Below are 20,853 nucleotides of genomic sequence, written 5' to 3'. Positions count from 1 at the left end.
TAATAAGTTTATTATGAAAGCTAGTCAGCTGGTTTTAATGTTGTTTATCGTTTTGATAGACTTCACGGGATTCGGAGCTACCACTTCCGACCTGACCGAAAATTCGACAACCGAAATTGTTCAAGATGAACTTTCGGCAATTGTGGTTGCTACTCCTGATTTTACTCAGGATAAAATTATGGTTGAAGCTATAAGCTCAATCTCATTTAATTCGGTAGCGAATACCGAAATGGTTTCAGGTGAAAGAATGATTGAAAATCCTATCCTGAAATCAGAAAAAAGTGAAGCATTTAGGAACCATTTTAATCTGGTTAATGATGTCGGTTGGTACACTTATCAAAATGACAATTTAACACCTGAAATTAAAAATAAGACCGGAGGTGAATTGTCAACTTTTTACAATTTATCGAACATTTAGCGATTAAATATATATACCAAAAGCCATTGCAACGACCCGTAATGGCTTTTTTTGACAACTATTATTATGACCGACAAACAGAAATTACTTAAGGCTTTAATTGAGGAACCTTCCAGGTACTCAGTAGATGTGAATGACAATTCCATACTGCCTGAAAACATGAAAGACAAGAAATCAATTTATTTTGTAGTAAAACCCCCTTCACCCGGAGTATTGGCTATGTGTGCTAATTTATTTCAGGACTTACCCAAAGAACTATTAGAAGAAAATAAGAAGCTATCCCTTCAAGATGTAATGCCCCACTTAGAAACAATGGTAAAAGTAATTTGCCGTATAAGCTGGGGTAAGAAAGATGATTACCCGGAATGGTACCTGCCGTTCTTTATGGGAAATACTACAGGTATAGAAATATTCAAGATCTTTCAGGAAACCGCCTTAAAAACGCAGTCGGATTTTTTTTTGACCTCTTTCCAGATTGCAAGCCTGACAAATCCGATGATGATGAAGAAGATTCCGAAGAAGACAAACCAGATCGATTCAATCCCCACCGATTCATAGGATCAGTTTGTCACTACTATAACTTCTCTTTTTTTGATGTGCTCTGGAATATGAGCTATCAAAATTTGATATTGCTTAATGCTTCAATACCTCAGAGCAATTTCGATAAGAATAAAGATAAGGACGAAGACGATAAGCCGGTAGAAGTAGATTTTAATGATTATATAAAAAATGCGATGGGGAAGAAAGATAAGTAGTCTGGATTTTTAAAAATCCAGCAAACAAAACTGCGATCCTTTCAATTTATCCGGATAACGATGTTTGATATTACGGGGAACCTGGATGCGTTCCCCTTTTACAAATTTTTCCTCATAAACCTTTTCCCAAAGTATGCCGTCTGCTATCAGAAATTCAGGAAGGTTTTGAACCCGGTTCCACAAATCAGTCTCATCAAATAAAGGGCATTCGGAAATTGCTTTTTTCTCAGCATAAGCAATGAGTAAATTATAGATCGTCTTTTTATCGATAATCCATTTATTACCTTTCCAGGTCCCGTAATTATACCAGTAAGTATGTGTTTTGAAATAAGGCCCGGTTATATGGTAACTGATAGTGTCTAATTTCCTGCAACCAAAACCGGTACCACAATCCTTATCTATCATTCTTTGATCATAACACTCTCCTATCCATTCAGCCTCCAATAAAAATCTATACGGATGTACCGGCCGGTTGTTATAAGTAGCTTGTGTTCCCTTCCAATTTTGGATATAATGAAACAACTGTCTTATTTGGCGATATCCATTTAGGATATCTTTAATCTCAATTCTAATTATTCCATCTTCATAGGTGCATCCAATTTGCCGGGCCATTTTCAGAGCCTTTGGAAAGTTCTTGGATTTCTTTTCTAGGAATTGGAGTTTGTACATTTAATGAAATTAATAATAAAATTGTATATTTAAAAAACGAAACCGCTCGGAATTGGCGTTCCAAACGGCTCCTAATAATCACAATAAACTATACTTATTATGAATACTTCACCAAAAGTACAAAAATCTTCTATTTCTGAAATTTGGAAACCTATTGAGGGTTTTGAGGGCTTATACGAAATAAGCAATAAAGGCAGGGTTAAATCACTTCCAAAGAGAAGTAAGCACAATTACGGAGGAATTAGAATATCAAAAGAGCGAATACTAAAAGGAGGTGCAACTAACGGATATATTAGGGTTACCTTGTGTAAAAACGAGAGAAAAAAAGCTTATTCTATTTCTCGATTAGTAGCCGCTCATTTCTTACCAGTAAATGATAGAGGAAATATTATTAGGTACAAAGACGGTAATAGTTTTAATAATTCCGCTGATAATTTAGAGTGGGAATATTCCGAAAGAGAGTGGTTAAAATCTCAAAGAAAAACAGAGCCTTTACAGCTTGAAGGTGAGATATGGAAACCTATCGATGGTCATGAAGGTAAATATGAAATTTCAAATCTAGGTAGAGTAAAAGTCCTTCCCAGAGAAAAGAAATATAAAAGCGGAAGAATTGACCTTATAGGGGAAAGAATATTAAAAAACCCATTAAGTTCGGGCTATAAAGTAGCAAATTTATTCTGTGAACAAAGAAAACAAATACCTATTCATGTACACCGTTTAGTAGCAATTGCTTTTATTCCTAATCTTGAAAACAAACCTCACATTAATCATATTGACGGTAATAAATTAAATAACGATATATCAAATCTGGAATGGTGTACGCCAAAAGAAAATGCAGTTCACGCACACGAAACAGGGCTTTCTACTTATAAAGGAGAAAAACATCATTTAACTCCTTTTACAAAAGAAGAAATATTAAGTATTAGGGAGGAATATAAAGATCCAAATACATCCCATAGGGATTTAGCTAGAAAATATGGAGTTGAAAAAACAACTATAGGTAATATCATTAGAAAGAAAACTTGGAAGCACGTTTAATTTAATAGCACCTACGCATACCTACCCTTAATAACTACTATATAGAAAGCTCATAGAGATAAATTGACAGTAAAATTTATTTCTAATGTCAGTACGTGGTGATAATTCCCTCTTCTTTGCAACTGGGCTCCAAAACGATCAGCTAAAAGCCGGTGCAGCAGAAGCAACAGGAATAGTCCAGGGCTTAGCAAATACAATCGGTAAAATAAATCCATTTGCTATTCTAGTAACTGGATCAGTAACTGCCTTTGCTACTATTGCTAAGTCTGCATATGATATGATGCGAGACTTTGAGCAAGCTATGAAGGAGGTAGAAACAATCTCTAAAGCCACTCAAGATAATTTCAAAGGGATCTCCAAAGAAGTATTTGCTCTTTCCGAAATTAGCCCGGACGCCCCTGTAGAATTAGCTAAGGCATATTACCAAATTGTTTCTGCGGGTTATGACGGTGCAAAAGGTCTTAAACTTCTAGAGACTGCAACCAAAGCCGCGACTGCAGGTGTAACCGATACCAAAACAGCAGCCGACGGTATCACAACGGTATTGAACGCCTTTAAAATTAGTGCAGAGGAAGCCGATAGAGTTGCGGATATCATGTTTAACACGGTTAAACTTGGTAAAACTACCTTTGAGGAACTTTCAAGCCAATTATCACAGGTTGCACCTCTTGCGGCCGCTTCTGGTTTTAGCTTTGAAGAAGTCGCTGCAGCCGTTGCTTCCTTAACAAAACAAGGGGTGCCAACGGCTCAGGCAATGACACAGATAAGATCTGCCATTGAAGCAACTACTGAGGTCTTAGGTGATGGTGCAGCAAAATCTTTAACGCTTCAAAATGCATTCCAGGCTATTTATGATAAAGCTGGCGGATCTCAAAACGAGTTAAAGAAGCTTACCGGTAGGATGGAAGCTATGAATGCTATTTTGGCTATTACGGGTCCAAATGCTAAAGGTGCTGCAAGTGATTTGGAAGCAATGGGTAATGCAGCCGGAAGTGCTGAGGAAGCATTTAACCGCATGGCAGGTTCTAACGTAAATGAATGGCAGATACTAAGAAACAGAATCAAAGCGACTACCGAAGAACTCGGTAATGCAGCCATTGAGCTTAGTTCTAAGTTTGCCGGGTTCTTTAATGATATGTTAGCAGATGGAGACAAGCTTAGAAAAAACTTTGATCAACAAAGAATTGAAATATTCAAGTTAGAAGGTGCGCTTCAAAGTGTCAATGAAGATACAGATGAATTTAAAGTTATAAGGAAGCAGATTATAGATCAATTTCCCGATTTTGTTTCTGGTATTGATTTAGAGAAAGCATCTACAGAAGATTTACTTGGAGTTTTACAGCAGGTAAATGACGCTTATTTACAGCGTTTCAAATTTGCTAAAAGACAAGATGAGATTAAAAAAGAGCTTGAGAAACAAGGTAATATTGAGATAAATATTGAAGACGCTCAACAGAAATTTGATCAGAGATTAGCAGAAGTAAGAAAGATAGCTGAAGATCGTGGAATAGATCTTAAAATTGATTATAGCCTAGATGAAAAAGGAATCTTCAAGCAGGTAACAAACCAACTTGAAAAAGCTGAGTTAATATCTACAAAAGGTTATCAGGGCGCAGCAACAGCCATTCAGGAAACTTACAACTTCTTATTAGCTTCTACACGCGCCATAGGTGAGCAAACGGTAAAACTTAGAGAGCAGGAAGGTGTAGTTGAAAATCTAATAGATAAGAATAGGGATTTAAACCTTAGAGATTTAAAAACACAGGAAGGAAGAAATGAAGCTTTAAAGCAGATTAACGAATCATTGAAACAATCAGAGCTTCAAAGGTTTGTAGGTTCTGGAATAAAAGAAATTGATGAAGCTATTTCAAAGCGTACTAAAATCATTGAGCAGTTTAATGAAATTAAGGTTGCTAAAAACATAGAATCATTAGCTCCATTCCTTAAAAGTGAAAACGAAGAAATTAAAAATCTAGCAGAAGAAAGAAAAAGGTTTTTAAATACAGGTTTTACAGGTGGTGGTGGCAATGGAAATAATTCTCTAGATGATTTTAAAGAAGAACTTAAAAAAGCCAAAGAGGAGTATAAAGCCTATGAAGCTGTTATTAATCAAATTGGTGAAGGTGCAGCTAAAGAGCAGTTTGAAAAGTTACTGCAATATGGTGACAATTACCAGCAGTTTTTAAAAGGTAAACTAGATAATACTACAAGTTACGCTAAACAGCAAATAATAGCACTTGAAGCTGAAGCTGAAAACTTTACTCTTAATAGACCTGAATTAGAAGCAGTATCCTCAGTTAATCCAGGTACGGTTAATTTTGATTTTGAAATTGATCAAACTTCTATTAATGCTATTCAAAACCAGATAGGAGAACTTAATAAAAAGATTCGTGCAGCCTTAACGGATGAAGAAAGGGATTCTTTAAGAGAGCGTTTAAAGTATTGGGAGGATCGATTAGATATTGCTGAGGGCGGTGTAGATTCTGAAACTGCATTATACCAGGATATTTATAGAAACCTGAGTGACCTTACTTACGAAGGGATTAGGGATTATATCAAATATTGGAAGGCTAGGCTGGCAGAAGCTGAAAAAGGATCCAAAACAGAACAGGAAATACTAGGTAGAATCTCCAGTGCTCAAGGTAAATTACTAGATAGGATTATTGGAGATGCTGTTCAGCAATTAGAAGCAGTATCAGGTATTTTTAGAGAAGCCGGAAATGAAATGGCAGCTGACATGGTGGACGGCCTTTCAAGTGCTGCTAATCAACTAGGAAACGCTTTCAAGGCTATTGAGTCAGGAAGCACTTATGATGCGGTTGCCGCAGGACTAGGGGCAGCTATAGAACTAACTGGGATGTTAGTTAGTGCTTCGGCTCAACGTAAGAAAGCAGATCAAGATTATTACAATGCTGTCATAGCTCAACAGAAAGAATACAATCGCCTTTTAAATGAAGAGCTAAGAACAAGAGAAGGTGCAAATGAAAACGTATTTACCACCGATTACGAGAACAGAATAAAACAAGGTGTAGAAGCTTACAGCGATGCTCAAAGCAGTTACATGGAGAGTCTCAGAGCTTTATCGGAAGGTGTAGTGCAGGCAGGAGTAAGAGATGAAGCCAATATCGGCAATATATTAAGCGGAGCGGGGTCAGGTGCTGCTTTAGGTGCTGCAGTTGGCTCTATTATTCCGGGTTTAGGTACGCTGATTGGTGGTGCAGTTGGTGCAGTTGGTGGTGCTTTGGCAGGACTTTTTGGAGGCAGAACAAACGAGCCACAATGGGTAAGTCTTCTGCAGGAGTACCCAGAGCTAATACAACAAGCTGAAGATGGTCAATTACAACTTAATGAAGCCTTAGCAGAAACACTATTAAATCAAGACCTTGTAAAAGAAGGAACACGAACGTTAATTGAAGATACCCTTGCATGGCAGGAAGCAATGGAAGCCGCAAAAGAACAAATTAGGGATGTGATCAGTGATCTTGCAGGCGGTTTAGGTGACAATCTTAGAAATTCTTTAGTAGGAGCTTTTCAGGCAGGACAGGATGCAGCTATAGCAATGGGCGATACTGTTTCCAATGTACTTCAAGATATACTTTCTCAGTTGATATTTGACAAAATATTTTCAGATCAATTTAAGCGTCTAGAAGATGAAATGGCTGCATCTTTTGATGTTGGAGGTGATCGTAACTGGCAGGATGATTTTGCTAGGTTCTTTGAAGGTGCTCAAGGATTAACAGAAGATTTCAACAGTCAGCTGGAAGCGGCTAGAAATACGGCAATGTCTAATGGCTTTGATATATTTGGCCCTGAAGCTGGCACCGATAGAAATGGGTTAGCCGGGGGAATATCTAGCATTACTGAAGATACGGCTGGAGCTATTGAAGGATATATGAATGCTGTTCGTATAGATGTTAGGCAAGGACTGGAGGTTGCTATTCAAAGCGGAGTTTATTTGTCTGAAATAGCACAAAACACCCGTTATAATAGATATTTAGAAAGCATAGATGGTAGAATGGCAACTATAGAAAACGGAATTTTAGAATTTCAGTCAAGAAATTAGCAAATGGCATCTACGCATATCTAAACTTGCGGAATACCGAATCTTTAGGCTCTGGAATTACATTGCAGTAAAACTGCATAGGTGAAAATTTACCGAATCATAGAAGGTGTAAAAACAGAACTCCACGACATTGAAGTGGATGGGAACACGGAACTCAACCAAAAGATTTCCGGGCAGGATCTTATTCGAGCCAGGTTCACCTCCGATGGATTTATGTACGATTTACAGATTGGGGATTATGTAGAATTTAAAGATGCTAAATATACGATACTCGAAGAGCCCCAGATAAAGAAATCACAAAACGCCTATTCTTACGATATCCAGTTTAAAAGTGATCAGTACTTATACAACAATGTACAGCTTCTGAATCCCGGAACCGAAGAAATAGAATTCGTTCATTTTGGGGACGCTATTGACATGGTAAGTATTGTTTTAAATAATATGAACCGGGTTTATGGTCAACAGGGTGGCACTTACTTTGCAGATTTTGTAGAGCAAACCGAAGGTAGGAATATCAGATTTAATGATGTTAATTGTTTACCTGCCTTAGATCAAATAGCGCAGGAGTTTGGATGTGAATTTATCATAAAAGGTTATAAGCTTACATTCAGAAAAAAGATAGGAAAGGAAACCGGCCTTACTTTCAGGTACAAAAAAGAGCTTCGCGGTATAGAGCGTAAAACAATTCAAAATGGGGAGCTGGTAACGGTCCTATATCCCTTTGGTAGTGATCGGAATGTTACCAATGAATATGGATCTAAACGCTTAAAAATACCAAAGCTTCAAAAGAACGTCGATGTTTTTGGAACTATCGAAAGAGCGAAGGTATTTGAAGATATCTACCCGAGATTAAGAGGCGTTGTTTCTTCCGCTTCAGATTATAGAACATTTACCGATACCAGTATTGATTTTAACATCAATGATCAGCTAATGGGTGGTGCCACTGCGAAGGTGGTTTTCAATACTGGAGATCTAGCCGGTAGGGAATACGAGGTAGAAAGGTATGATTCAAACAGTAAGAAAATTACCATTATTCCATATACCGATGATAGTGATTTTACTACTCCAGATAGCGTATTTAAGCCAAGAGTAGGGGATAAATATGTACTTATTGATATCAAGATGCCTCGGGCTTATATCGATAATGCTGAAGCGGAACTGCTTGAAGCCGCTCAGGAGTATTTAGATACCTATTCACAGCCGAATGTAATTTATACCGTGCAACCGCACTACCCGGAACTCAGAAGACAACAAATAAATATTGAACTTGGAGATGTGGTGACTTTGGTAGATGAAGATTTTGGGATAGAATTTGAAACCAGAATACTAGCCCTTACCCAAAAGATTAATAATGAATTTGAGTATAGCTTGGAAATTGGAAACCAGGTAACACTCAGTTACTTTTCTCAGGTCCTGGGGGACCAACAGGAGATCCGAAATGATATATATCAGAACACTCAATACTTTCAGGAATTATTCAACAGGGTCTTCAATAATGTAAAAGGATTCAGCGCGCCACTTTATGTAAACCGTGGAGAATTCTCTGCAGCTAATTACTATTACAATAATCAAAATAGAAGGGATTACGTATTTAGAACTATCAAAGAAGGGGATCAGGAATATAAAGCCTGGTATTACTACATAGGCGAAGATCATCAAAGAGCAGAGTTCATTGAAGCCAACTGGCAGTTAATAGGCGATAGCTTCGAGATTCTGGCAACGGAAACATTACTGGCTCAAAATGCGAATATTGGTAACTGGCTAATTCAAAATGGTCAAATAGTTTCCCAGGCTATTTACGATAGTGATGATGAGACAGAAATAGAGCCTGTAGTTCAGATGAACGGGAACGAAGGTTTTATAAAGTTTGTTACGAAGAAGGAAGTTTGGAACGGTTTCAGAATGGTATCGGTTAAGCAAACCATGTTTTTAGATGGTCGGACCGGGGAAATATCAATTGACATAGGCGGCCTAAGATCTGAATTTTCATTTGAAGGATTGATAGCTAATACTGAGGTCGGACAGGAGATATTAACACCAGACGGTAAAATTGGATTTGGAGGTGTAGTAGGTAACTACGATGGAAATCTAGCTAACAGAGCTGGAATCACAATACCTTATCTAGTTTACGGTCAAGAAGCATTTTCAGCAGGAGTAATAGGTGTAGCAAATAATAGTTACACTGGACCAGGTGGAACAGCCCCTGCATACGGTGGAGCTTTTTGGGGCTTAAAATCATTTGGAAGATATCGAGGTATTCAGAAAATAGAGAACGGTCAGAATACATTTTACTGCGATGAACACTCTGAATTGATCAGTGCCAATAATCAAGTGGACTGTAATTTATATTTACCTAAGAACCCCTATGAAGGACGCGAAATTATAGTAAGGGCAAATTATAACAGGATTGATTTCAGAACAGAAGACGGTATAAAATTTCTATTGGATAGAAATCAAGTTGCCAATCTGAATACTACCCAAAGAGATCAAAGGTTCACATTTACCTACGATGGTCAAAAATGGCTAACTAACATACAGCGATTCTAATGGAGAAATTCGCAAACATACTACTTAGTGATATTGGGATTGTTGTTCAATTCATTAATGGTATTCTGGATCTTCCAAAAAGGGATGGAGCCACTACCTATGATTGGGGTGATGAAGTAGAGCCATTGGTAAGCGCTGAAGATATTTATTTTGGATCCAGGCAGATAGTTATTGAAGCTTTTTTTGATAACAGAAAAGGAACTTTTGAAGAAGCTTCAGATTTATTAAGAAGCATTGGAGAAACTGAAACCTTAGAAACAGCATACGGAAATTACCAGGTTAAACTTGACAAAATTGAGGTTAAGAGATCTTATAAAACCGGTAAATCTATTCAGATAACATTTATTGAATTGAATCCGGATCTTTCCGGTCCACTTCCAACAGCTTCACCTTCGAATTCAAAAGTAAAAATAGATGGATATGACTTACTGGCAACTTTTGGACTGCTGGTTGAAAATGCTGAATTATCTGAAATATCACAACTTAAATCCTCCAAGCAAACTTCCTATAGAAACAACTATTTAAGCGTGTACCGAGAGCCTCATGAAATTGAGGTTAAGGTTAATGGCATCTACGCATCAAAGGCTGAAATGACAACTAAAATGAGTGCCTTAAATCGGTTATTAGCCAGTGAAGGAATACGCTTTTTTGAACATGGGAATAAAGGCTATCGATGCTATTCCACGGAAGGGAACAAAGTTGATATAAAACGAAAAAGGGTAAGTTTTACTCTTAAACTGAATGTAATGGTAGAGTACGATATAGATCAGATTGTGCAACGGGTTATTGACCAGGTGAACATTCAGGTTAACCCGCAAAGCGACCTTTCTCAGACAGATAACACGAAGCCTGATTTTGTAAAGGGTAAAGATAATTTCAAGGCTGCAGATACTGCTAAGCTTAATAACCAGTCAGCATCTTTTTATGCCAAGGATTCCGAAATAGAAGCAATTAGAACTTATGATCTGGCTCAAAGGCTGGAAAATGGCACTTTAGAAATATAATGGCAGAAAAAACTCCATTACAAAGAATGCAGGATCTGGTAGACAAAGCCAGTGAAAAACTTAATGCCTTAAATCAAAAGATTAAGGATGTTTCTCCATGGAAAGGATTGAGCTTAAACGCTGGCAATTCCCTTTCATTAGATGCGCAAGCAAGGGTTTTTTTTAAAGAACGCACCCCAGAGCAAATAAAACAGGCACTTTTTAGTCTTTCCGATACTAATAATTTTTCTAATGCTGACAAAGAAACGATTCAGTCTTTCAGTCAGGCCCTACAAAGCATAGGTATTATAATTCAAAAAGTTGAAATAGTTCCGGAAATCGGTAATTCAAATGCGCTCTATCTGGAAAACTCTACTGGTTTAATCAAAACTTGGAATGGAGTTGATTATGATACGCATGGAGGGGACCAGTTAACCTATGATAAATTAATTGCAGCACTGGGTTATACTCCTTTGGATTCAAACCAAAAAGGAAGCCCCAACGGAGTAGCTGAGACAGATCAGAACAATATTATTCTTCCACAACATTTACCAAGCTATGTAGATGATGTCCTTGAAGGAACTTATGTTGATTCCACGACTTTTAATAATAATGATCCTACTCCATCGCCTTATACTCCTGAAAACGGTAAGATTTATATTGATAAGACTTCAAATAAACAATATCGATGGACTGGTAGTATTTATTCTCAATTAAATGGTGGCTTAGTATTAGGTGAAACCGCTCAAACGGCTTACCGTGGAGATCGAGGTAAAACAGCTTACGATCACGTTCTTAAAAGAGATAATCCGCACCTGGTAACAGCTGCTCAGGTAGGAGCTGAAACTCCTTCTGGTGCTCAGGCTAAAGCTACTCAGGCTAAAAACGATGCTAACGCCTATACCGATAACAAGTTGAAGGCAATAGAGGGCACAGGATCTAACATATTTCTATCTAATATAAGTGGTAATAACTATAACTATGCTGCCCCTTCTTCATCCTTATCCTACACTACAAATAACCCTGTAATCAATGGATATGCCACAAGTCTTATTAATGCTTCCAGTGAACCGGTAGTTTATGAAACTGATGGAACAACTGTTGCCACTAAGATTTCAGGAGCCGATTTCGTAGCGAATACAAATATGGAGCTTGTTATAGAATCAAAGGATGGTGCAACCGTAAGATATTTCTTTTTAGCCCTATGAGTTTAGTAATACTACATAGAAGAAGATTATCGCAAGAAGTTGGAACCGCTCCATTGGCACCATCGAATTTGAGGTTGGTTCAGAAAACAGCCTACACTATCGAATTAGCATGGGATGTAGTGGAGAATTCAACTTCATACAAATTAGAAAAGGATGGAGTAGTTACTGTAATATCTGGAAGTCAAAATAATACTTACACTTATACAAATTTAGATGCTGACACTCCTTATAGTTTTAGAATAAGGTCAGTTAATGACTTTGGTACAAGTCAATATTCAAACACAATAAATATTACTACTGATAATGATTTACCTGAAGCTCCAACAGGAATATTCTTTAACAATGTTACTGAAAATAGTGTAACCATAAATTGGGATGCTGCCTTGAGAGCTGACTATTATCAAGTTTTGAGAAGACTTCAAGGACAAACAGCTTGGTCAAGTATCGCTAACAACGTGAATAATACTTTCTACACGAACAATGGAGTGGGTTCAGGGAATACTTATGAATATATTATAAGATCCTGGAATAATATTGGTTCAGCGGATAGTACTATTGAATCTGTTACGATTGATCAATCCATCCCTGATGCACCCACCTTATCTGTTTCTTCATTTGGAGAAGATTTTATATCTCTTAGTTGGACGGTTTCTTCTCAAGCTGACAATTATAGAGTGGAAGTTAAATACCCCGAGGGCACTTCATTTATAGCTTTAACAACAAAAACCGGTACAACACATACTTTAAATAATGCTCAATCTGGAAGCGAATATTCTTTTAGAGTGGTTGCTATTAACTCAGCAGGAACCGCTACCAGTAATGTAGTAACGCAAACTACAGATTCAGGAATTCAGCCAGTAGCAGCTCCAACTTTATCACTAGGCACGGTTTCTGGAAATGATATTCCTTTGAGTTGGTCAAGTTCTGCTAATGCAACGAGCTATGATGTGATGGTTTTATTGCCAGGCGCAAGTACGTACACATTACAAACTAATTTAACCAATACTTCATACACTTTTACTGGAAATCCTGATTCAGAATACAGCTTCAAAGTAGTAGCTAAAAATTCTGACAGTCAAGCTGAGAGTAATGTAGTTACAGCAACAACAGAAGTAGAAATCCCAACTCAATTCTTATTGTCTGGATATCCACTTACGGAAACTACAGGTGACGCGATTGATTATGGTTCTGGAGGTTATGATATGCAGGTATTTGGTTCTATGGTCAGAAATGGCAGTAATTATGAATACAATGGGTCGAATACTTATTTGAAAGTTAGTGGAGCTACGGGTCATTCGTTTGTGAAAAATGGTCAGGATACTGCCTTTACGTTCAGATGTTCCATTAAGTGGAAATCGTTTTACAGAGGTTTTATAATAGCTCGTAGAGTTGGTTCAGCAGGTGGTGAATATCAACTTTGGTATGATAGCGGCATACTTCAATTATGGCTTATTGGCAACGATACAATAGCAGACAGAATGGTTGTCTCTGTTGACTTAAGTACTATTGCTAATCTAAATACCTGGTATCGATTAGCCGTTACTTACGATGCGAGTAAAAATAGGGCTGGTATGAAAATACATTTGAATGGAGTTAGGGTAGATACTGGAACTTCTGGAAATGCAACATACTCCGGTATGAAAAGTACAGTTGCCGATACCAGAATAGGTGCACCAGAATTTAACGGCGGTTATAGAATGAGTGTTTTCTTAAAATATGTAAATATTGATAAGGAAATAGAGTTTTCTCAATCACAATTAGAAAAAGATTATCAAGATGCAAGCTTATAAAATAACACCGGCTGAAAAAATAATCATTGAGAATTCTATACGTCCCAATGGAGATAGATATGCGAACGGTGACTTTTTCATTTGGGAATTAGAACACAAAGATTGCGGATTTGGCGTGAAGGCTGAGTTTATTGAACCTAATATTGACATTTTAAATTAAAAACTTATGACACTAGAATTACAATCAGGATTGATAATATTAGGTTTTGTATTAGCCGTAATATTACTCAGAAAGTTTAAAGTGCTTGGATTTATTGTTCTATCCTTTACACTTACTGGATGTCCTTCAGGAAATGAAAAATTTAATCCAGGTTTACCAAGTGTAGATGATGGTGTGGAAATACCTGAAGATACGATTGATGCTGTTACAGATGCTACAGATGATATAATTGATATTCCAGTAGATACAATTCCCGAAGTACCGGAAAAGCCTAAAGATAGTGTTGTAACTCCTGAAGTGCCAAAAGACACTATAGTAAAACCTGAAAAACCTTCAACTGAATATATTTTAAAGGAAGCTTTTAGTGGTGAGCCTAAAGAGATACCTGCTAATGATAAAAATTCATTAGTTAATAATTCCAAAGATCAACCGTTCACACTCCGAGCCTACCTAAACATTAAAGATTTTTCAGGCTTACAATGGATCGCTTCTAAAAGAGATAAGGAGAGTAACGAATGGCAATTAATGATTTACCAAGATCAACTTGTTTTTGCTTTAACTGAGAAAGGAGATTACAAGCCTAATTCTATTGCCAGAGCTTTGCCTTTGTCTGAAGTACCAACAGGATATTTTCTATTGCATATCGAATATGATGGGAACTATTCAACTAGCGGTTTTACATGGACTGTAAACGGTAGAGAAGTTGAAACTAATCACTTATGGGATTCTACCTACAAGGGAATGACAAAATCCAATGCTTCTGTATTCATAGGTAAGGCAGGATTTAATGACAACTATCCATTTAAAGGAACGGCTGAAATATCTATTGCAAAAGGACTCTCCACACCTGAAAAGAAACTCGAAGATTATAAAGAAACCTTTGGAGTTGAGAGCATTTTTGCAAAGCCTGCAAAGGATGGTAATTACTACATAGATGTTGAACCTAACACAGGCGAAGATGTTTCTATTGCGCTAAATAAAGCCATTGATAATATACCAGATGGAACACCCGGGAAACCTTCACAGATCAAACTTAAAAGTGGTCGCTATAATGTAGACAGAAAACATATTCCTGGATATATTGAAGGCGGTGCAATTGATTTATATGCTCGAAGAAATTTAAGATTTAGTCCAACGGGTGACGAGCCTGTAGTTTTATATGTTACCGATGCAGCCGTACCACCGTTTGAAATGCAGGATAATCAAACAAATCGAACTGGAAAAAGAAACCAGATACGAGGCCAGCGATGTGAGAATATCGAGATCTATAATTTCCGAATAGAAAGCACGAATAAAGAGAAAAGCTTCAAAGGATATTTAGAGTTTGAACACGCAATTTCTTTCAAGTACTCCAAGAATATAACCGTTAAAAAATATGTAGCTGATGGTTGTTGGGGTGATGGTTTCTATGCTTGGCATACTGATGGAATAAATTTAATTGATGTAGAAACTTACAATATTAACCGTCAAGGATTAGGGTTCTCAAATGGTTGTAAGAATATTTTAATTGATAATCACACCGCCGATAAGATGACTAGAACGGCTGTTGACTTAGAGCCACAGTCAGGCGGTTTAATTGACAATGTAGAGATTAGAAATAGTACTTGGTATGATGGGCATTTAGCCGCTGGAGGTGCAGGATATGTGAATAATGTTCACTTCCATAACAACAAACACCGGGCAGCTATTCGTGCGTTAGGAGGTCTTAGTTATCCAAGGGAGAACTGGACTATTGAGAATAATGAGATCATAGGTTCTTATGGAAGTCCTATGCCATTTGTACAAGTCAGAGTAACCAAAAATGTAACGGTAAAAAACAACAAGTATTCAATAAGTCCTGCGCAAAAGAAGTTCGCGGTATTGCTTCAGGTATGTTCTGGAAATATAGAAATAACAGGAAATGACTTTGATATAGAAGCAAGGGTTGAGCTTGTAAATACAGATAAAGATTCAAAAATAACTATTGAAAACAATAAGCCAGAACCATTAATAACAATCGACTATGAATAACTTAAAACTAGAATACATCGTTAAAGCAGTCGTAGGGATATTAATTCTTGGCGGTTCATTCTACTTGAAAAATGCTGGAAAATTATCTGATGCGGTTTTTCAGGGAATTGTAGTGTTTCTATATCCTTCAATAGTTGGAGTTGCAGAATACTTCAAGACTATGAACGCAAAAAAAGAATAAAATCATTAACGCTTAGAGCGTGTGAAATTGCCCCCGGAATGTTTAAAACAGGATTTATTGTATGCTCACTATCCAATTGGATAAAAGGAATTTTCTCACTTGCTGTAAGTAATGATTACTTGGTAAGTTTCATGTCAATTGTATTTACACTTGGAATTTCATTTAGTGAGATCATCGTTAAGGATAATATTTTCGGAACTACAAATCTTGTTATCGGATTAGTTCTTTTGACTGTTTTCATTAATACCGGGTTTGGAATAAGGAAAAGCTTAATAAAGTCCAGTAAGTTCTTTGCTAAGGCTCAGAAGTTCGAATATAGGAAACCTGAACATAGATTCTATATGAGGAAATTTCAGAATCATAAATTCAGTATTAAACGGGTTTATTTCGTTTTTTTTAAATGTCTTTCTCTATTGGGTTACTTGTTTTTTGTGAAAGCACTTTTAGATGATGGAGGAACTTTTTTTGATTTTACAATCGAGATATTATGTAAGGCACCAATTGCTTTATTTTGGTATTATGAGTTCAAAAGTATAGGTGAAAATTCGGAATATATATATGAAAGGAAAGCTTCAATATTTAAAATAGTTGAATTCATATTTGAGCCTAGAATATCAAAGTTTTTAGGAACCAAAACACCTAGCGATGGGATTCATAATGATTTAGGATTCAAGGAAGATCAAGACGATTATACAGATTAAAAATATTATGGTAACAGCAAATGAAATATTATTCGGACACAAATTAAAACCTGAAGTTCTAAAATGTTCAGTTCAGGAATTTGTAGATAAGGTTCAGAAAATTTCTCAGGATCTTCTTGTAGTTCCAGACTGGCTTATGCTGGTAATGGAATTAGAGACTGCAGGAACATTCAGCCCGTCAATAACCAATAGTCTTGGATATACGGGTTTGATTCAGTTTGGTAGAGACCGCGCAAAAGAAGCTGGAACTTCCAGAAATGCACTCAGAAAAATGAACGCAGTTGATCAACTTGAGTATGTGTATCTGGCTCTTCTTCCTTTTGCCGGAAGGATGAACACTATTCAGGATGTTTATTTGGCTGTATTCTTCCCGGCTGCTATTGGAAAGCCTTTAGGCTGGACTTTGCACGCAAGAAACTTACCAGCTGAGAAAGTTGGAAAATGGAACCCCTTATTTGATATCGACAAAGATGGAGTTATCCAGGTATGGGAAATAAAGAAAAAATTACTTAATCGCATTCCAACTAAATATCGATGGATTGCATAAATAAAAAGTTATGGAGCCAACTGAATTAGAAAAATTGCAATGGGAGAATAAGGCTTTAAAAGATGCACTTCAATACTTAGTTGACACTAAAAAAAGAAAAGATACTATTGGAAAGGATTCAATTTATATACAACGTAAAAATATGGGATGGCGTAAAGCTGAAGCTCTATTAAAACAAGAATAATTATGACAATTAAAACAAAACAAGTATTAAAAGGATTCGCAATATTCATCTTAGCAGGGATATGTGTATTCTCATTATTCAGTATTGCAGGATATATTATTGTAGATAAAGAAGTTTCCGCATGGAACTATATTCTTTTTACCGTATTAGCTGGAGCAGGTGGATTTGGGGCTGTGAAACTGTATAGAAGTTAACAAATTTGCATATATGCAAACAAACTGTCAAATATGAAAAGTAGAGAACACGTAGTAACAAACGGGCGAGCAGTATTTTACGCGGCAATGTGGGGAGATTTTAGGCAGTCTGCACTGGATAAAGGCTGGGCTTTAGGTTTACATGGAAGTTTGGCAAGTGACATGGATATTATGGCAATGCCTTGGACTGAAAGTGCAAGTTCAGTAGATGTATTGATAGCATCTCTGGAATCTTGCCTAACAATACCTGAAGATGCTTTTCATTTTAAGACAAAACGCAGTACAGATAAACCAAATAACCGGGTAGTTTACACTATACATATTTGGTCTGATTTTTATATTGATCTTAATATCATTGAAAAATAATATGACAATCAACTGGCGTAAAATATCATTCTACTCATTTGGAATAATTGCAGTATTAATTATTCTATTATTCTGGAAAGGATGTGGACGGGAAACAAAAACTATAACCGTTACGGTGCCTGCTGTTTCCGGTTCTTTTGATTGGCAAAAACCTACTTTTATTCCTCAGCCAATGCCGGGTGAAGTTGTGGAGCTTAAACCACGTCCAGATTTGCGATTGGAGCAGTACAAGAAAGAAAGTGATTCATTGCTTGAAGTTTATAAATCTGAAAATGATAGCCTAAAGCAACTGGCAATGTTTTCCGATGCTATCCAGATTAGAGATTTTAAAAACCACTTTGAAGATGAGTATTTAAGTCTCGATGTATTTTCCCGTGCACAGGGCTATGTAAAAGAGGTGCGAATAGACTACACTTTGAAAGAACGTGAAATACAGCACGAATTGGAATCTACCCGGTTGCGTTTGCTGTTTGGCGGACAGTTTGGAACTAATCAAGATCTAAATTCATTCCCTTATAAATTCGATGTAGGTATTCAAAACGCTAAAGGCCATATCATTGAAGGATCTTACATGAGATTGAATGGTGAAAATTATGGTCTGATTGGTGGTAAATTTTCTATACTTGAGTTAAAATAATAATAAGTCTAAAAGCTTATAAAAACCAATTATAAGGTTAATTAAAAAACATTCGCTGCATATAGTTTTTATCAGCCTCAGCCGGGATCAGGTAAGGACGTAATTCTAAAGCTCCGCAGATCTTTAAATAAGTAGCCAAAGGCATCGCTGTTTCTTTTTTAAAATTACGAATTAAAGTGGATTCATTAATACCAATCATTTCAGCTAATTCAAACTGAGTAATTTGTTTTTCCTTCATTCGATCTTTAATGAATTTAAAGATCATGTCTGTTGCTACGTCTGAAGATTTATCAAATTTTCCCATATCTTTGCACTGATTAATGTTTGTAATGAATATTAATTATTGACAATGAAAAGCCCCTGGAGAGGGGCTTTATTTATTTACTTAACTAAGTAATACTCGTCTGTTTTTAGAAATTGTTGCCAGTCATTAGCGGTATTCATTTCGTTAGAATCAAATTCTTCTTGACTCATTGGAATAGTTCTGTATTTTGATTTCATTCCATTTTCTTCAGTTCTAATAGTAAATGTTCTTTTCGAATAATTTGGAGTTACGTTGATTTCTTTTCCTGTGATAGTTTTCATAATGTTTAATTTTAAATGAGTTATTAATTATTGACTCTGTAAAGATAACAAATACTTGCGTATATGCAAGTGTAAATATAAACTTTAACATTTAATTATTTTATGAAGACAATGAATCATGAAATTGAAAGAAGAAATTAAACCAAGATTTGAGAGATCAAATAGGATAAAAAACCAATGTAATCACTTTTGTTGACACATGGTTTTTGTAAATGTATTTATATTGTGGTTCTTGGGAGTAATCTTAGTACCCGGAGCGGGACTTGAACCCGCACGCCCTTAAGGACACATGGCCCTCAACCATGCCTGTCTACCAATTCCAGCACCCGGGTAAAAGACTATGGAATTAAATTATCCATAAGGCTGGTTCTCATTTAAAATCCGGAAAAGTGACCGGTTTAAATCTGAGTAGTGATCTGGCTGGGGCTTCCTTCGGCTTCACTCTCGTTTCGCTCAGGATAAACTTCTCACCCTTTGAAAAAGTCAGATCAAAAAAGTGATCTGGCTGGGGCTCGAACCCAGGACCCTCTCCTTAAAAGGGAGATGCTCTACCAACTGAGCTACCAGATCTAAAAAAAAAATAAATTATTGAACTTGTTTTGTGATCTGGCTGGGGCTCGAACCCAGGACCCTCTCCTTAAAAGGGAGATGCTCTACCAACTGAGCTACCAGATCAATAAAAAGCATCCGTCTTTTTGCGAATGCGGGTGCAAATATACGTGCATTAATTTATTTTTCAAGCCTAAATTGCTATAATTTTATCATAGTTTTGCCTTTATCTCATTTTAAGCAGATTACATAATGATAATATTTCTAATAGGATATATGGGTTCAGGAAAATCTCATATTGGAAAGCGATTAGCAGAGAAGATTAATCAAAAATTTATGGATTTTGATGCGGAAATCGAAAAAATGGAGAATGCAAGCATTTCTGAAATTTTTCAGAAAAAGGGAGAGATATATTTTCGAAAGTTAGAACGTAAAATTCTAAAAGAATTGACAGATATTGATGAGGATGCGGTAATTTCATTGGGAGGAGGAACTCCGTGCTATGGAGATAATATGGAATTGATCAAAGCAAGTAAGGATGCAACTTCTTTTTATTTAAAATTGAATATCGAAACCTTAACTGAAAGACTGGAGACTGAAAAAGACCATAGGCCAATGATTAGCCATTTAAAGGAAAAAGATAAATTGGAAGAGTTTATAAGAAAACATCTTTTTGAAAGAGGCTTCTATTATAATCAAAGCGATCACGTTATAGATTGTAATGATGAATCTGCAGCTACTATTATTTCAAAAATTCAGGAGAAGCTAGGATAACTCTACTCTCTCCTTATTCTTTTCAAAAATTACTTTAATAGTTTCACTTAGGGATGTAGAAAGGGAAATACCTTTAAAATCGGCCTTTACCGGATATTTTTTATGATTTCTATCTACAAGTACAGCGGTTTTAAACTGCTTTAATGGAACTTCCAGGAAATGCCTTACTCCGTAGATAAGGGTAGTGCCAGAATTTAATACATCGTCTACAAGTATGATAGATTTATTCTGGTATTCTTGAGAGCTGAGGGAAGTTTTAATTTCGCCAAGAGGATTCTTTTTGTCAATTTCAACTTTACAAAGAGATGTTTTAATGGGAGAAATATCTTTTAATTCTTTATCTAGTTTTTCAGCGAGAATAAATCCATTTTTTGCAATCCCGGCAATAATAATCTCCTTCTCATCGATATTGCTTTCGTAAATCTGATAAGCAATACGGCGTATTTTATGTTTTATTTGATCCTGATCTAAAATTGGATGATGATTTTTCATCT

23 protein-coding genes and 3 tRNA genes are annotated in these 20,853 nt (G+C 36.4%); 19 read left to right on the top strand and 7 right to left on the bottom strand.

Annotated features, from left to right (window positions below; all coding sequences use genetic code 11):
* The first annotated feature begins 13 nt into the window (after positions 1 to 13).
* The 3 genes from GFO_RS11460 to GFO_RS17740 are packed head-to-tail and all read left to right on the top strand — an operon-like array spanning position 14 to position 1,173.
* On the top strand, positions 14 to 418 hold the full coding sequence (locus tag GFO_RS11460) for a hypothetical protein (protein WP_011710289.1): 405 nt from the start codon (positions 14 to 16) through the stop codon (positions 416 to 418).
* A 51-nt stretch (positions 419 to 469) separates the two neighbouring features.
* Positions 470 to 976 carry a hypothetical protein gene (locus GFO_RS11455; protein WP_232501930.1) on the top strand — a complete coding sequence of 169 codons (507 nt, stop codon included), beginning with the start codon at positions 470 to 472 and terminating at the stop codon, positions 974 to 976.
* 50 nt (positions 977 to 1,026) lie between these two features.
* Complete coding sequence (locus GFO_RS17740; RefSeq protein WP_158308624.1) at positions 1,027 to 1,173, top strand: hypothetical protein; 147 nt, start codon at positions 1,027 to 1,029, stop codon at positions 1,171 to 1,173.
* Between the two features lie 9 nt (positions 1,174 to 1,182).
* Here the strand turns inward: GFO_RS17740 and GFO_RS11450 are convergent, their stop codons facing one another.
* Complete coding sequence (locus GFO_RS11450; RefSeq protein ID WP_011710287.1) at positions 1,183 to 1,842, bottom strand: hypothetical protein; 660 nt, start codon at positions 1,840 to 1,842, stop codon at positions 1,183 to 1,185.
* Positions 1,843 to 1,941: 99 nt separating this feature from the next.
* Between GFO_RS11450 and GFO_RS17310 the strand changes: the two genes are divergently transcribed.
* From GFO_RS17310 to GFO_RS11380, 15 genes are all read left to right on the top strand, one after another.
* Positions 1,942 to 2,880 (top strand): NUMOD4 motif-containing HNH endonuclease, encoded by a 939-nt coding sequence (locus GFO_RS17310; RefSeq protein WP_011710286.1) that lies wholly within the window; start codon positions 1,942 to 1,944, stop codon positions 2,878 to 2,880.
* An 85-nt stretch (positions 2,881 to 2,965) separates the two neighbouring features.
* On the top strand, positions 2,966 to 6,943 hold the full coding sequence (locus tag GFO_RS11435) for a phage tail tape measure protein (RefSeq protein ID WP_011710285.1): 3,978 nt from the start codon (positions 2,966 to 2,968) through the stop codon (positions 6,941 to 6,943).
* A gap of 81 nt (positions 6,944 to 7,024) precedes the next feature.
* A complete protein-coding gene (locus tag GFO_RS11430; RefSeq protein WP_011710284.1) occupies positions 7,025 to 9,490 on the top strand; it encodes a phage tail spike protein in 2,466 nt (821 codons plus the stop codon).
* Entirely contained in the window at positions 9,490 to 10,494 is a 1,005-nt protein-coding gene (locus GFO_RS11425) for a hypothetical protein (protein ID WP_011710283.1), read from the top strand. Before GFO_RS11430 ends, GFO_RS11425 begins: the two co-directional genes overlap by 1 nt.
* Positions 10,494 to 11,681 (top strand): hypothetical protein, encoded by a 1,188-nt coding sequence (locus GFO_RS17305; RefSeq protein ID WP_011710282.1) that lies wholly within the window; start codon positions 10,494 to 10,496, stop codon positions 11,679 to 11,681. The genes GFO_RS11425 and GFO_RS17305 overlap by 1 nt, the downstream gene beginning before the upstream one ends.
* Positions 11,682 to 11,734: 53 nt before the next feature.
* On the top strand, positions 11,735 to 13,471 hold the full coding sequence (locus GFO_RS11415) for a fibronectin type III domain-containing protein (protein WP_158308623.1): 1,737 nt from the start codon (positions 11,735 to 11,737) through the stop codon (positions 13,469 to 13,471).
* Positions 13,458 to 13,631 (top strand): hypothetical protein, encoded by a 174-nt coding sequence (locus GFO_RS17735; protein WP_011710280.1) that lies wholly within the window; start codon positions 13,458 to 13,460, stop codon positions 13,629 to 13,631. Before GFO_RS11415 ends, GFO_RS17735 begins: the two co-directional genes overlap by 14 nt.
* A gap of 6 nt (positions 13,632 to 13,637) precedes the next feature.
* Positions 13,638 to 15,641: a right-handed parallel beta-helix repeat-containing protein gene (locus GFO_RS11410; protein ID WP_011710279.1), complete on the top strand. Its 2,004-nt coding sequence runs from the start codon at positions 13,638 to 13,640 to the stop codon at positions 15,639 to 15,641.
* Positions 15,634 to 15,822 carry a hypothetical protein gene (locus tag GFO_RS11405; protein ID WP_011710278.1) on the top strand — a complete coding sequence of 63 codons (189 nt, stop codon included), beginning with the start codon at positions 15,634 to 15,636 and terminating at the stop codon, positions 15,820 to 15,822. Before GFO_RS11410 ends, GFO_RS11405 begins: the two co-directional genes overlap by 8 nt.
* Before the next feature lie 38 nt (positions 15,823 to 15,860).
* The gene (locus GFO_RS11400; protein WP_011710277.1) at positions 15,861 to 16,523 is read left to right on the top strand and encodes a hypothetical protein; all 663 of its coding nucleotides are present in this window, start codon (positions 15,861 to 15,863) and stop codon (positions 16,521 to 16,523) included.
* Positions 16,524 to 16,530: 7 nt separating this feature from the next.
* Positions 16,531 to 17,070: a hypothetical protein gene (locus GFO_RS11395; protein ID WP_011710276.1), complete on the top strand. Its 540-nt coding sequence runs from the start codon at positions 16,531 to 16,533 to the stop codon at positions 17,068 to 17,070.
* A 10-nt stretch (positions 17,071 to 17,080) separates the two neighbouring features.
* Positions 17,081 to 17,254, top strand: a complete 174-nt coding sequence (locus GFO_RS17730; protein WP_011710275.1) for a hypothetical protein — start codon at positions 17,081 to 17,083, stop codon at positions 17,252 to 17,254.
* A 2-nt stretch (positions 17,255 to 17,256) separates the two neighbouring features.
* Positions 17,257 to 17,448 carry a hypothetical protein gene (locus tag GFO_RS11390; protein WP_011710274.1) on the top strand — a complete coding sequence of 64 codons (192 nt, stop codon included), beginning with the start codon at positions 17,257 to 17,259 and terminating at the stop codon, positions 17,446 to 17,448.
* 33 nt (positions 17,449 to 17,481) lie between these two features.
* On the top strand, positions 17,482 to 17,814 hold the full coding sequence (locus tag GFO_RS11385) for a hypothetical protein (RefSeq protein WP_011710273.1): 333 nt from the start codon (positions 17,482 to 17,484) through the stop codon (positions 17,812 to 17,814).
* Between the two features lies 1 nt (position 17,815).
* Positions 17,816 to 18,451: a hypothetical protein gene (locus tag GFO_RS11380; protein ID WP_011710272.1), complete on the top strand. Its 636-nt coding sequence runs from the start codon at positions 17,816 to 17,818 to the stop codon at positions 18,449 to 18,451.
* A 37-nt stretch (positions 18,452 to 18,488) separates the two neighbouring features.
* Here the strand turns inward: GFO_RS11380 and GFO_RS11375 are convergent, their stop codons facing one another.
* The 5 genes from GFO_RS11375 to GFO_RS11355 form a co-directional block, all read right to left on the bottom strand.
* Entirely contained in the window at positions 18,489 to 18,755 is a 267-nt protein-coding gene (locus GFO_RS11375; protein ID WP_011710271.1) for a helix-turn-helix domain-containing protein, read from the bottom strand.
* Between the two features lie 77 nt (positions 18,756 to 18,832).
* The gene (locus GFO_RS11370; protein WP_011710270.1) at positions 18,833 to 19,036 is read right to left on the bottom strand and encodes a hypothetical protein; all 204 of its coding nucleotides are present in this window, start codon (positions 19,034 to 19,036) and stop codon (positions 18,833 to 18,835) included.
* A 248-nt stretch (positions 19,037 to 19,284) separates the two neighbouring features.
* Positions 19,285 to 19,368 (bottom strand) — tRNA-Leu (locus GFO_RS11365).
* 165 nt (positions 19,369 to 19,533) lie between these two features.
* Positions 19,534 to 19,606, bottom strand: a tRNA-Lys gene (locus GFO_RS11360).
* A 32-nt stretch (positions 19,607 to 19,638) separates the two neighbouring features.
* Positions 19,639 to 19,711 (bottom strand) — tRNA-Lys (locus GFO_RS11355).
* Between the two features lie 126 nt (positions 19,712 to 19,837).
* On the opposite strand from GFO_RS11355, the gene GFO_RS11350 reads away from it, so the two are divergent.
* The gene (locus GFO_RS11350; RefSeq protein ID WP_011710269.1) at positions 19,838 to 20,359 is read left to right on the top strand and encodes a shikimate kinase; all 522 of its coding nucleotides are present in this window, start codon (positions 19,838 to 19,840) and stop codon (positions 20,357 to 20,359) included.
* Here the strand turns inward: GFO_RS11350 and GFO_RS11345 are convergent.
* Positions 20,351 to 20,851: a phosphoribosyltransferase family protein gene (locus tag GFO_RS11345; RefSeq protein ID WP_011710268.1), complete on the bottom strand. Its 501-nt coding sequence runs from the start codon at positions 20,849 to 20,851 to the stop codon at positions 20,351 to 20,353. The genes GFO_RS11350 and GFO_RS11345 overlap by 9 nt on opposite strands.
* Between the last annotated feature and the right edge of the window lie 2 nt (positions 20,852 to 20,853).

It is taken from the genome of Christiangramia forsetii KT0803 (assembly GCF_000060345.1).
In the GTDB taxonomy this organism is placed as follows: Bacteria; Bacteroidota; Bacteroidia; order Flavobacteriales; family Flavobacteriaceae; genus Christiangramia; species Christiangramia forsetii.
Note: the sequence above shows the minus strand (reverse complement) of the source record. Positions and strands in the feature narration are given on the sequence as shown.